The organism is Myxococcus xanthus, assembly GCF_006402735.1.
Taxonomy (GTDB): Bacteria; Myxococcota; Myxococcia; order Myxococcales; family Myxococcaceae; genus Myxococcus; species Myxococcus xanthus_A.
Genome location: NZ_CP017174.1, coordinates 285,946 through 298,362 on the forward strand (window position 1 = coordinate 285,946; position 12,417 = coordinate 298,362).

Below are 12,417 nucleotides of genomic sequence, written 5' to 3' on the forward strand. Positions count from 1 at the left end.
TGCGGCCCATCGCGTCGTGGTGAAGAACAACGCGTCCCGTTCCTTGTATGAGGTGGAAGGGGCACGGAAGGCGAGAAGCCGAGGGCCTCGTGGCGTAACGTGTCGTTCCAAACAGGATAGGGTCCGCTTGCTATGCGCACCCATCCTGGCTTGGGTCTTTCACTGCTTGTTGCGTCTTGGTTGGGTTGCTCCACCACCGCAAAGACTCCCATTCAGCGAGGAGCGCACACTGCGACGGAGGCGTGTTCCGCTTCGCATGAGGACCGTTGCGTCAGCCTCCTTTGCGAGGGGGACGCATGTGGCTTCTACCGCTGCGAGGACCTGCTCGGTGAAGTGGAGTTGGCGCGTTTTCCTCCCGCGCGTCCGCCTGTGGCCGCGGCAGCGCCGGGCAGCGGACCTCGGAGAAATTGGGGAGGTGGGCAGCAGCTTCCACGCGGGGCTGTCATGGTCTTCCCCAACTGGAATGGCGGTTCCTCGCGGGTCATTCCTCCGTCGCACCGTTTAACGCCCGGTCGCTGGGAAAAGCACCACATCTTCCCGCAGGCAGAAGACCTGGCTCGATGGTTCGAAGGGCAGGGCGTGAAAATCCACAGCTACACCATGCCCATTCCTCGTGACGTGCACCGGCGGATTCATGGGCCCCATTGGCAATGGTGGCGCGTGGAACAAAGCATGGCGTGAGTTCCGGGACCGGAACCGGAACGCGAGCGCGGAGGAGATTTTCAAGCACGCGGGGGAGTTGATCCATCGCTTCGAACTCATCGGTGGTCCGATTCAGCCCTATTATTCCCGCCCTGGCGCGTAGGGACCCATGACCCGATTCTTCTGGCTGCGTGAAGACGAAGCGGCAACGGCCGCCTTCAGTGGAAGCTTCAACGCCGCGCACAAGTGGAGTCTGCCCGGCGTGAAGTGCTCCGCCTGTGGCACGACCTGGAGTTCCTGGGGGAACCACTATCCCCTCGTGGACCTGTCGCATCTGCCGGAGCGTGTCGCGTTCGAGAAGGCCCGGCCGGAGCAGTTCACGGAGTTCTCCCGTCTTCGGGAACTGGTACGCCCCTTGGCTCCTCCGGATGCGGAACTGCCGCCTGGCGCGGCCTTCGGGCCATTGGTTGGCGCTGCGTTCGGCGAATTCGGTCCATTCACATGGCAGGGGACTTCGCTATTGCTCGTACGCCGCGATGCGATGGAGCGCCTTCAAGCCGAAGGTGTACGCGGTCTGCTGGGCGGACAAACGGAACTGCGATTCCGCAAGAAGGAGTCACCGGAGTTGCTGGACCTCCAACTGGAGCCACGCGGTCTGCTGCATCCGGATTGCATCCCATCCGACGCATCGCCGCCGTGCCCAACCTGTGGGCGGCACGCCTTTGCTCGACCCAATGACCCCATCCTCGCTGCGGCTTCGCTCCCGGCGGATGTGGACGTGTTCCGGCTCGCGAACTTCGCGACGATGATCATCGGGACCGACCGGTTCGTGGATGCGGTGAGGCGCCTCGGGCTGGAGGGAATCGCCTGCCGGGAACTTCCTACCCGCTGACCTCGACGACACCCAGCGGCAATCCTTGTCCGTTCACCAACGCCTCGAAGCAGTGCGGCCCGGCGTAGTGTTTGCGTGTGGTGAGCTGCGCGAAGGAGACGCGCTTGCTCACCGTCTCCGCCTGCCCCGGGCCAAGCAGCAGCTCGCGCACCTTGAACACCTTGGGCCGCGCCTCGCCGTTCGCCTTCTGGAAATGCACCGCGAGGTCCACCACCAGCGTCTGCTGCTGCTTCGAGCGGTTGGTCACCTCGAAGTGGACCTCCACCGTGTCGCCCAGGGCCGCGCGGCGGGGCAGCTTCGTCACGCGGGCCTCGATGCCCGACGGCGGCCGCGCGCCCACCACCGCCAGCGCCGCGGGCTCTCCGCGCTTGATGGACGAGCGCAGCGCATGGCGCACCAGCCACTCCCGCTCCGGCGTGGCGTTCTTCATCCACGCCGTCGCCACCTGCACCAGCAGGGCGGGGTGGTCCTTGCCGATGTCGTTCAGGTTGTTGGCCACCGAGCGGCGCACGTACAGCGCCGGGTCGTCCTTCAGCCGCTCCAGCAGCGCGAGCACCGGTGTGGGGTCCTTCTGGAACTCGCGCAGCCGTGAGGCCCACGGCAGGCGCGTGCGCGTGCCCTCTGACACGAGCCGCCGGACATGTTCGCTCGGGTCCTCTGTCCACTCGCGCAGGCGGGCCAGCGTCTTCGCGGTGTGCCGCTCCAGGTAGGGCCGGATGGAGAACTCCGCGGTGAAGCGCTGGGTGAGCGCGTGCTGGGCGCGCATGGACGGCTCGAAGTGCTCCAGGCCGTGCTCCGCCACGAAAATCGTGTGCGGCAGATAGAAGAAGGTCGCCATGGCCCCTCCCTCCGTGGCCTCCGTCCGGGGGCCGAGCGAGCGCAGCAACACCTCCACCGCCTCCGGGTAGTCTCGGGGCAGCGCACGGTGCAGCGCGCCAGCGATATGACGCACCCGGTCCATCAACTCATGGCCATCCAGCCCCTTCGCCGCCTCCCGGATGAAGGCGGCACGAGGGAAGGCAGGCGCCGCGGCGTGGAGTGATGCGGCGAGGCGTTCGACAAGCCGCGCGTCGAAGAAAGTCTTGAGGTGGTCCGCCATGGTGCGCGCATCCTGGCATGGGCTCACCGGTGCACCAGCACCATGTGCGTGCCAGGGGGCCGCGGTGGGCAGGCGGCTGGGCAACGGTGGACTGGGCAGCCCGGGGTGGCTCTGCTAGGCCCTGGGCCCGTGGCGACGCGAACGGGCCAGCATTGGAGTCAGGACACGCGCAGCAGGCCCGTGGTGACGGAGCCCCGCTCCTTGCGCGAACAGCTCGCCGAGGTGCCGGATTCGCTCGCGCTGCTTGAAGGGTTGTTCACTCATTCGCCGGTGCCCTACGCCGTCTTCACCTCGGACGGACACTGTCTGCTCACCAACCCCGCCTTCCTGGCGATGTTTGGCGCGGCGCCGCCGCCCGAGTACAGCCTCTTCAAGGACGAACTGCTCGCGCAGCTGGGCTACGCGAAGTTGCTTCAGCGGGCCGTGTCGGGCGAGCGCGTCCAGACGCCGGTGTTCTGGTACGACGTGAAGGAGTTGGAGCACGTCCGCGCGCCCACCGAGGCGCGGCGCATCGCCATCTCCTGCACCGGCTTCCCCCTGGTCTCCGCCAGCGGCGGCGTCACGCACCTCGCCGTGGCCTACAAGGACATGACGGCGGAGCTGGCGGCCCGTGAGGCGGCGCAGGTGGAGCGGCGCAACCTGCTTCAGGTCTTCACCCAGGCGCCGGTGGCCATCAGCGTGCTGCGCGGCTACGAGCTGCGCTACGAGTTCGCCAACCCGCTGCTCCAGAAGCTCATGGGCGGACGCGAGCTGAACGGGCGCACCCAGGAGGAGGCCATTCCGGATTTGTCCCCGGAGCTGCTGAGCCTCCACCGGGGCGTGCTGGAGACGGGCGAGCGCGCCATCGCGCGGGAGTACCCCGTCACCATCGACTACGAGGGTGCCGGCCGCGTCGAGACCAGGTTCTGGAACATCATCTTCGAGCCCCTGCGCGACGAGCGCGGCCTCGTGGACGGCCTGGTGACGTTGGCCTTCGACGTCACCGAGCAGGTGCTCGCGCGCCAGGCCGTGGAGAGCCAGCAGAAGTGGCTGGAGGCCGTGCTCGACCTGATGCCCATGCCGGTGGTGATGGCGGACCCGGCCAGTGGCGACCTCAACTTCTCCAACGCCGCGGCGGACCGGCTCTACGGCCTGCACATCCCCAAGGACGTGCCCGCCACCGCGTATGGCGAGCACTTCCACGTCACGGACCTGGAGGGCCGCCGGCTGAGCGTGGATGACCTCCCCTCCAATCGCGCGGCCCGGGGCGAGCGGCTGGACGGGCTGGAGGTCCACTGGCACACGCCCGCGGGCCAGTACGCCCTCAGCATCTCGTCGGAGACGCTGCCCGCCATGCACGGCCATCCGTCCGTGGTGGTGATTCCCTTCCTGGACATCACCCGTCTGAAGACGGTGGAGCAGCACCTCCAGGAGGCCGTGCGTGCCCGTGACGAGTTCCTGTCCGTGGCCAGCCACGAGCTCAAGACGCCGCTGACGTCACTGGGGCTGCGGCTCCAGTCCTTCGTGCGCGCCATCCACGCGGACCCGGAGTCCGCGCTGGCCCAGCGTCACGGGCGCGAGGTGGAGGCCATGCGCCGGCAGGTGACGCGCCTGGCCGAGCTGGTGGACGGTCTGCTCGACGTGTCGCGCATCAGCACCGGCCGGTTGAAGCTCCAGTTCGAGCCGGTGGACCTGCCCTCGCTCGTGCGCGAGGTGGCCGCGCGTTTCGAGCTGGAGGCCGCGCGCGCCGGCTGCGAGCTGCGCGTCACGTGGGCGGAAGGGCTCGAGGGGGCGTGGGACCGGCTGCGGCTGGAGCAGGTGGTCTCCAACCTGCTGGCCAACGCGCTCAAGTACGGCGCGGGCGCGCCCGTGCACATCGACGTGGCGCCGGGGGGCATGGGCGCCCGGCTGTGCGTGAAGGACCGGGGCATCGGCATCGACCCGGAGGCCCACGCGCGCATCTTCCAGAAGTTCGAGCGCGCCGTGTCCGAGCGGAACTACGGCGGCATGGGCCTGGGGCTGTACGTGACGCGCACGCTGGTGGAGGCCCTGGGCGGCACCATCCAGGTGGACAGCCGGCCCGGCGAGGGCGCCACCTTCGTGGTGGAGCTGCCGCTCCAGCCCACGAGATAGGTCCCCCGCCGGAGGGCGGAGAGGTTATACGGAGGGGGCCGTGCGCCTCCTCGCGCTTCACGTCCACGACTTCCGGAACCTCCCCCAGGTCCAGCTCACGCCCAGTGCCCACGCCACCATCGCGGTGGGGCAGAACGGGCAGGGCAAGACGAACCTGCTGGAGGCCCTCTACTTCCTGGCCACGCTCAAGCCGCTGCGCGCGGGGCGCCTGTCGGAGCTGGTGCGCTGGGGCTCGCAGGGCGCGCGGGTGACGGGGCGCTTCCTCCTCAAGGGCGCCGAGCGTGAAATCGCCGTGGAGGTGGGCGGCGGCACGCGGCAGGCCTTCGTGGATGGGAAGAAGGCCTCCAGCCTGGAGGACTACTTCGGCGGCGTGTCCGTGGTGGCCTTCACGCCGGATGACCTGGAGGTGGTGAAGGGCGGTCCGGACTCACGGCGCGGCTTCCTGGACCGGGCGGTGTTCAACCGCTTCCCCGCCTTCCTGCGCGAGAGCCGCGAGTACGCGCGGGCCTTGAAGAACCGCAACCGCCTGCTGCGTGAAGGGCACGCCGTGGACGCGGCGTACCTGGAGGCCTACGACGAGACGCTGGCGAAGGCTGGCGCGCGCATCTATTCGCGGCGGCGTGCGCTGATGGCGGAGCTGGCGCCCAGGGCGCAGGCGACCTTCGCCTCCATTGGCCGCACGGTGGACCCGGCCGTGTACAACTACCGCCCCGCGCATCTGGAGGGCGACTTCGCCGACGCGGACGAAACGGCGCTGGCGGCCATGCTGCGGGAGAGCCTCTCCGCGCGCCTGCGGCGGGACATGGAGCGGGGCTTCACCTCGGTGGGGCCGCACTCGGACGACGTCTCGGTGACGCTGGGAGGCCGCAGCGCGCGGGCCTACGCGAGCCAGGGACAGCAGCGGGCGCTGGTGCTCGGCTGGAAGATCGCCGAAATCGAGAACCTGGAGGCCGCGATGGGCTTCCTGCCGCTGCTGCTGCTGGACGACGTGTCGAGCGAGCTGGACCCCGAGCGCAACGCCTATCTCATGGGCTACCTGGCCCAGAGCGGCGCGCAGGTGGTGCTCACCACCACGGACGGCTCGCTGGTGCGGGGCGCGGCGGCGGACGACACGCTCTGGCTCGACGTGCACGGCGGGCAGGTGGCGGTGCGCGCGGACGCCGAGCCGCCTCCCGCCAGCTGAAGTCACGGCGTCACGCGCCGACGGTGCCAGGGCCAGTGGACGTGGAAGCGCCGCTCCGCGTGGTGCGGCACGTCGCCCGGCGCCACGTTCTTGAAGAAGGGGAAGCGGTACTCCGCCCAGAGCACGCCGTACGCCACGGCGAAGAGGAAGGTGGCCAGTGGCAGCCACCACGACGTGCCCACGGCGAGTGCGATGACGGTGAGCAGCAGCAGCGCGACGCCCATGCCCAGCGACACCTCGCGCAGCCGCTTGGACTCGCTGAAGGCCAGCCCCATGGACACCACCGACAGGAGCAGCACGGAGACAGCCAGCCAGTAGCTGTGCCGTGTGTACAGGTTGGCGATTCCCAGCAGGAAGAGGCCGAGGCCGAATATCGCGAGTCCGCCGTCCATGGGGTCCTCCTTGTCCGTGTGTCGAGCGTGGGGCACTGCTGTCCGAGCCGGGCGGCTTGCGTGCGTCGGGACAAAGCTGGGGCCGCGCGGCGTGGCCGGGGACTGCCCGCGGATGGACGCTCGCGCAGACTGGTTGGTGCCGTGACGGACAACCGGCGCATCTCGGGTGGCGGGAATGTGACGTGCCAGGATGGATTCAGAGGTGTGACAGTGGACGTTTGGCCCCCACCGCACGACATGGAATTCCTTGCAGGTGCGCGACTTGTGACGCATGACTTGGTCGCAGGGCCGGAAGAGAGCCACGAAGAACGGTGCCATGCCGCGGATGACGTTGCTGTGCCTGCTGGTGGTCATGCCCCTGACGGGCTGTCACCGGACGACGTTCGAGGATTCCGTCCTCACCAAGCCCGCCGTGCGCTACCGCATTGGCAAGCTCCCCGCGTACTGGGAGCAGGTGCGGCTGGAGGACAACGACCTCGCCTTCGCCGAGGAGGGCACCGGTCGCGCGCTCTCCGTCAACGCCACGTGCAAGGGGCATGATGACCCGTCGCTCCAGGTGCTCACCAGGCACCTGCTGGCGGGCTTCACGGACCGACAGGAAATCGCTGAACAGCGCATCCCCATGGATGGGCGCGAGGCCCTGCGCAGCCGCCACCTGGCGAAGATGGACGGCGTGCCCGTTCAACTGGAGTTGGTGGTGCTGAAGAAGGACAACTGCGTGTTCGACTTCACCTACGTGGCGCCGCCGGGGCTCGCGGAAGCGCGCATGGCGGACTTCGACGCGCTGCTGGCCGGCTTCGAATCGGAGCGCAAGGAATGACGACGCGGCAGCCCGAGGTGGACGCGGCGGCGGCTTCCGGGCCTCCAGGCCTCATGGACCGCGCGAAGGAGCGCCTGGAGTCACTGGGCGCCCTGTCGCGGATGACGGGGCAGGTGTTCAGCCGCGCGGTGCGTCCGCCGCATGACTGGCGCGGGCTCGTGTACCACACGGAGTCGCTGGGTGTGCGCTCGCTGCCCATCGCCCTGCTTACTGCGATGTTCGCGGGGCTCGTCATCTCGCTGCAGTTCGGCTACTTCCTGTCGCGCTTCGGCGTGCAGTACACCGTGGGCCGCGTGGTCATCCTCACGCTGTTCCGCGAGCTGGCGCCGGTGCTCACCGCGCTCACCGTGGGCGCGCGCATCGGCAGCGGCATCGCCGCGGAGCTGGGCGCCATGACGGTGACGGAGCAGGTGGACGCCATCCGCGCGCTGGGCGCGGACCCGCTGCGCAAGCTGGTGGTGCCTCGCGTGCTGGCGTGCCTGATTGTGATGCCGGTGCTCACCGTGTTCGCGGACGTCGTGGGCCTGGTGGCGGGCGCGCTGGTGGTGAACTTCCAGTACGCGATTACGCTCAACCTCTTCTTCCAGGGCGCGCTGGACGCGGTGCTGATGCCGGACTTCGCCTCCGGCGTGTTCAAGGGCGCGGTGTTCGGGCTCATCATCGGCCTGGTGGGCTGCTTCCGCGGGCTCACCGTGGAGGGCGGCACGGAGGGCGTGGGCCGCGCCACCACGCAGACGGTGGCGACCACGTCCGTCTCCGTGTGCCTGGCCGACTTCTTCATCACCCAGCTCACGCTGAGCCTGTGACGCGCCATGCGCTCCTCGTCCCAGACGACTTCTGAGTTCGCGTTCCAGCGCCCCCGGCCAGGGGAGCAGCTCATCTATTTCGAGCACCTGACCAAGGCGTTCGGCGCCAAGCGCGTCTATGACGACATGGACCTGGACGTGCGCGCGGGGGAGACGCTGGTGGTGATGGGCGGCTCGGGCACGGGAAAGAGCGTGCTGCTCAAGTGCCTCATTGGGCTGCTGACGCCGGACACCGGACGCATCCTCTTCCAGGGGCACGACCTGGCGCGCTTCACGGAGGAGGCCTTCATGCCGGTGCGCCGGCACGTGGCCATGGTGTTCCAGGGCGCGGCGCTCTTCGACTCGCTGAACGTCGGGGAGAACGTGGCGTACCCGTTGCGCGAGCACTTCCCGGACATGCCGGCGGACGAGGTCCGTGCCCGCGTGGCGGAGAAGCTGGCGCTGGTGGACCTGCCCAACACCGAGCGGCTGATGCCCTCCGACTTGTCGGGCGGCATGCGCAAGCGGGTGGGGCTGGCGCGGGCCATCGCCACGGAGCCGGAGGTCATCCTCTGGGACGAGCCCACCACGGGCCTGGACCCTGTCACCACGCAGTCCATCAACGTGTTGATCAACTCGATGAAGACGCGGCTTGGGTGTACCTCCATCGTCGTGACCCACGACATGGTGAGCGCGTTCACCGTGGGAGACCGCATCGCCATGTTGGCCAATCGGAGAATCGTGCAGGTGGGCACGCCGCGGGAGATGCTGCGCTCCACCGTGCCGGAGGTGCGGGCCTTCCTGGACGCGCGCCGCGTGGAGCTCTATCCCGGAGGGACGCCATGAGCCTGTTCTCTCCCGCGGGGACGGAGCGTCGTCAGGCCTTTCGCGCCGGGCTCTTCGTCGCCATGGGTCTGGCGGTCGCCAGCGTGGTCGTCATGGTCATCGGGCAGCAGTCGCGCCTGTTCGAGCGCAAGACGACGTATCGCGCGTACTTCACCAACGTGCAGGGCCTCAGTGATGAGTCTCCCGTCTGGCTCGGAGGCCTCAACGTGGGGCGGGTGACGGGCATCGTCTTCTCGCCCGACCCAAAGGACCCGCGGCTGGAGGTCCAGTTCCAGGTGTCGTCGCGCTACACGGACCGCGTGCGGGAGGACTCGGTGGCGCAGTTGTCCAGCATGGGTGTGCTGGGTGACAAGGCGGTGGACATCTCCCTGGGCAGCCCCACGTCACCGCCGGTGGAGGCGGGCGGGGTGCTCAAGTCGTCCACGAGCGGTGACTTGTCCGCGCTGCTCAACGGGGCGTCGCAGGTGATGGAGAACTCGGTGGCCATCAGCAAGTCGCTGCGGGCGGCGGTGGAGACGTACGCCAACCCGGAGATGGCCAGTGACGTGACGCGCGGCATGGCGGCGCTGCGGGCGCTGCTGGAAGAGGTGGAGAAGGGCGAGGGCGTGCTGCACGCGCTCATCTACGACAAGCAGGCCGGGCGCGAGGTGCGGGGCCTGCTGGCCAACGCGTCCAACGCGGCGGCGCGGGTGGATGGCGCGGTGGGTGAACTGGAAGGGATTCTGCGCGAGGTGCGCACGGGTGACGGCACGGCGCATGCGCTCGTCTACGGCCAGGATGGCGCGAAGGCGCTGACGGAGCTGGGGGCGGCGGCCGGGCAGCTGGCGGGGCTCATCGAGGATGCGAAGAAGAGTCCCAACGGAGCGGTGCACCAGCTGGTGTACGGCGACGCCAGTGGCATGTTCGCGGACCTGGGCAGCGCGGCGGCGGACCTGAAGAAGATTACGGCGACCGTGGCGAAGGGAGACGGCACCGTGGGCGGGCTCATCAGCGACCCGACGGTGTACGAGGACCTGCGGGAGGTGATTGGCAACGTGAAGCGCAATCGCATCCTCCGCGCGCTGGTGCGCTTCTCCTTGAGCAACCGGCAGGACTTGGACCAGGTGGGCAAGGTGGAGGGCGTGGAGCCGCGTTCCGAAGCGCCCGCCGCGGCTCCGGCGGAGACGGCTCCCTCGGCGCATGGGGAGCCTGCGGCCCAGCCCTAGCCTGGGTGGCATTGCCAGGCATTATGGCTGCTCCTGGCTTTCGTGCTTCCGAGGCACTAAGACGGCGACCCTCCAACGCGCCGCTGCCGGAGCGCGCGAGGAGGCCCCGTCGCGATGAGCTCATCCGCCGTCTCCACTCCTGTGGCTTCCGCGCCCGCGCGCTCCACGTCTCGCATCTGGGCGGGACGGGTGCTGCTCTTCGTGGGCTTCTTCGCGGCACTGGCGGCGTTCCCCGTCTACACGCCCTTCGACTCCAAGCTGACGCTCCCCACCACGCTGTCACTGCTGCGTGAAGGGAACCTCGACCTGGACGAATACGCCCCCACCTTCGAGTCGTACCGCCACGGCCTCTACGAGCGCGACGGTCACCTCTACAACTACTTCCCCGTGGGGCCATCCCTGGCCGCCGTGCCCATGGTGGTGCTGGTGGATGGCTTCGTGCGCCTCGCCACGCCCGTGGGCAATCTGCACCCGGCCCTGGCCAAGCCCCTGGCGCACTGGCGCCACATCTACGACGCCACCGGCGGCGTGGACCTGGATGCGTGGAACGGCCCGCAGCGCCTCTTCGCCTCCGCGCTGACCGCGCTCGCTGGCGTCGTCATGTTCGTGCTGGGCACCGCGCTGCACCTGTCCCGCAAGCGCGCGCTGCTGCTCGCCGCCGTCTTCGTCTTCTGCACGCCATTGCTCTCCACCGCCAGCCGCGCCCTGTGGCAGCACGGCCCTTCGCTGCTGTGCCTCACCCTGGTGCTCCTCTGCCTCGTCCGCGCGCGCGAAGCTCCGCGTCACGTGGCCTGGGCGGGCATCCCCCTGGCGCTCGCCTACGTCATGCGGCCCACCAACAGCCTCTCCGTGCTGGTGCTGTCGCTCTACGTGCTGTGGACCTATCCGCGTCAGGCCTGGAAGTTCTTCGCGGGCGCGCTCGCAGTGGCCATTCCGTGGGTGACGGTGAACCTCATCCACTACGGCTCCGTGCTGGCGCCCTATTACGAACCGCAGCGGCTGGAGCTGTCCGCCTCTCGCGTGGCCGAGGCCCTGGCCGGTAACCTCGTGTCCCCCGCGCGCGGGCTGCTCGTGTTCACCCCTGTGCTCCTCATGAGTGCCTGGGGCCTGTGGATGGACCTGCGCGCCCGGACCTTCACCCGGCTGCATGCCGTGCTGGTCGCGGTGGTCGCGCTGCACTGGGCCGCCATCTCCACCTTTCCGCACTGGTGGGCAGGGCACTCGTATGGCCCGCGCTTCTTCTCGGACATGGTGCCCTACCTCGTCTTCTTCCTCGTCCCCGTGGTGCGCGCGCTCCAGTGGAAAGGCCCCGAGGCCCGGCGCGGCCTGACGGCCACCTTCGCGGTGCTGGCCGTGCTGAGCCTGGTCCTCCATGTCCACGGCGCCAGCTCGCGCGCGGTGTACCGGTGGAACAGCCTCCCGCTCGACGTGGATGAACACCCGGAGCGGCTCTGGGATTGGTCCGACCCGCAGTTCCTCGGCCGGCGCTGAGCTATCCGCCGCGTGCGTGCCGCGCCAGCGCGTGCGTCAGGTGACCCGCCACGTCCGTGCCGCCGCGCGCATCGAAGCCCAGGAACATCGCCGAGCCGTTCAGCTCCAGGATGCGCGGCGCTCCGTCCGCGTCACGCTTCAAGTCCATCCCCGTCCATCGCAGGCCCAGCACCTCGCACGCCTTCACGCAGCCGTGAGCCACCTCGGGCGGCAGCGTCACCTGCTCGATGCGCTCCTCGTGCTGCCGGAAGTCGAGCGACGGCGAGATGACGCGCAGGCTCGCGATGACGGCGCCGTCCAGCACGTACACGCGCAGGTTCTCGCCCGGCAGCAGCTCCTGGAAGGTGACGGGCGCGGCGGATAGCGCCGCGAGGCGTTCGTCCGTGAGGTCTGCTTCACTCAACTCCCGCGTCGCCGCGCCGCCTACGACGGGCTTGTAGACCCCGCGTCCTTCCCTCGCGAAGCGGCGCACTGCCTCCGCGTCATTCGTCCACAGCGTCCGGGGCACGGGAAGTCCCGCGGCCTGGAGCGCGGCGAGCTGCGCGGGCTTGTGCATGCTCCAGTCCGAAGAGGGCGGGTTGTAGAGCGGCACGCCCAGTCGCTCCCAGCGGCCCAGCAGTCCCAGGAGCAGCGCGCTCTTCTCGCGGAACGCGGTGAGCGTGGTGCGCCAGTCCGCGTCCAGGGCCTCCTGGGCATCCACCCCGAAGGCCAGCGGGTGCGCATGCAAGCCGCGCAGGTACACGGCGGCCGGCCGCCCCACCTCACGTCCGTCCGCGACGATGCCGTCCAGCGACTCCGTGAGCGACAGCCGCGTCTCCTCGGGGAAGGCCCGTGTGTCCACCACCACCGTGTCCACATCCTCGGCGCGAAGCCGGCGCGCCACCTCCTGAACATGGGCGTCGTCTCGCGCACCCAGCAGCACCACCGTGCCTGTCCGTGTCACGGGCATC

11 protein-coding genes and 1 pseudogene are annotated in these 12,417 nt (G+C 69.3%); 9 read left to right on the forward strand and 3 right to left on the reverse strand.

From position 1 onward, the window contains the following. The first annotated feature begins 132 nt into the window (after positions 1 to 132). Positions 133 to 805, forward strand: a pseudogene (gene sitA6, locus BHS09_RS01180) (SitA6 family polymorphic toxin lipoprotein). Positions 806 to 811: 6 nt separating this feature from the next. Next, a complete protein-coding gene (gene sitI6 / locus BHS09_RS01185) occupies positions 812 to 1,534 on the forward strand; it encodes a SitI6 family double-CXXCG motif immunity protein (RefSeq protein ID WP_140796953.1) in 723 nt (240 codons plus the stop codon). On the opposite strand, the gene BHS09_RS01190 is transcribed toward sitI6, so the two are convergent. Beyond that, entirely contained in the window at positions 1,524 to 2,633 is a 1,110-nt protein-coding gene (locus BHS09_RS01190) for a DNA alkylation repair protein (protein WP_140796954.1), read from the reverse strand. The genes sitI6 and BHS09_RS01190 overlap by 11 nt on opposite strands. Before the next feature lie 42 nt (positions 2,634 to 2,675). On the opposite strand from BHS09_RS01190, the gene BHS09_RS01195 reads away from it, so the two are divergent. Both BHS09_RS01195 and recF read left to right on the forward strand, forming a co-directional pair. Beyond that, positions 2,676 to 4,745: a sensor histidine kinase gene (locus tag BHS09_RS01195; RefSeq protein ID WP_140800580.1), complete on the forward strand. Its 2,070-nt coding sequence runs from the start codon at positions 2,676 to 2,678 to the stop codon at positions 4,743 to 4,745. Positions 4,746 to 4,785: 40 nt separating this feature from the next. Then, complete coding sequence (recF, locus tag BHS09_RS01200; RefSeq protein WP_140796955.1) at positions 4,786 to 5,928, forward strand: DNA replication/repair protein RecF; 1,143 nt, start codon at positions 4,786 to 4,788, stop codon at positions 5,926 to 5,928. 2 nt (positions 5,929 to 5,930) lie between these two features. On the opposite strand, the gene BHS09_RS01205 is transcribed toward recF, so the two are convergent. Then, positions 5,931 to 6,320, reverse strand: coding sequence for a hypothetical protein (locus BHS09_RS01205; protein WP_140786700.1), 390 nt, complete (start codon positions 6,318 to 6,320; stop codon positions 5,931 to 5,933). 316 nt (positions 6,321 to 6,636) lie between these two features. Between BHS09_RS01205 and BHS09_RS01210 the strand changes: the two genes are divergently transcribed. From BHS09_RS01210 to BHS09_RS01230, 5 genes are all read left to right on the forward strand, one after another. Then, a complete protein-coding gene (locus BHS09_RS01210; protein ID WP_174259164.1) occupies positions 6,637 to 7,140 on the forward strand; it encodes a hypothetical protein in 504 nt (167 codons plus the stop codon). Continuing rightward, positions 7,137 to 7,946, forward strand: a complete 810-nt coding sequence (locus BHS09_RS01215; protein ID WP_140796956.1) for an MlaE family ABC transporter permease — start codon at positions 7,137 to 7,139, stop codon at positions 7,944 to 7,946. The genes BHS09_RS01210 and BHS09_RS01215 overlap by 4 nt, the downstream gene beginning before the upstream one ends. Before the next feature lie 6 nt (positions 7,947 to 7,952). Beyond that, positions 7,953 to 8,771, forward strand: coding sequence for an ABC transporter ATP-binding protein (locus tag BHS09_RS01220; RefSeq protein WP_140786703.1), 819 nt, complete (start codon positions 7,953 to 7,955; stop codon positions 8,769 to 8,771). Further along, positions 8,768 to 9,976: an MlaD family protein gene (locus BHS09_RS01225; protein WP_140796957.1), complete on the forward strand. Its 1,209-nt coding sequence runs from the start codon at positions 8,768 to 8,770 to the stop codon at positions 9,974 to 9,976. Before BHS09_RS01220 ends, BHS09_RS01225 begins: the two co-directional genes overlap by 4 nt. A gap of 114 nt (positions 9,977 to 10,090) precedes the next feature. Continuing rightward, the gene (locus BHS09_RS01230; protein WP_140796958.1) at positions 10,091 to 11,467 is read left to right on the forward strand and encodes a hypothetical protein; all 1,377 of its coding nucleotides are present in this window, start codon (positions 10,091 to 10,093) and stop codon (positions 11,465 to 11,467) included. A gap of 1 nt (position 11,468) precedes the next feature. Here BHS09_RS01230 and BHS09_RS01235 read toward each other — a convergent pair whose 3' ends face one another. After that, positions 11,469 to 12,416, reverse strand: coding sequence for an ATP-grasp domain-containing protein (locus BHS09_RS01235; protein ID WP_140796959.1), 948 nt, complete (start codon positions 12,414 to 12,416; stop codon positions 11,469 to 11,471). Position 12,417 lies beyond the last annotated feature (1 nt).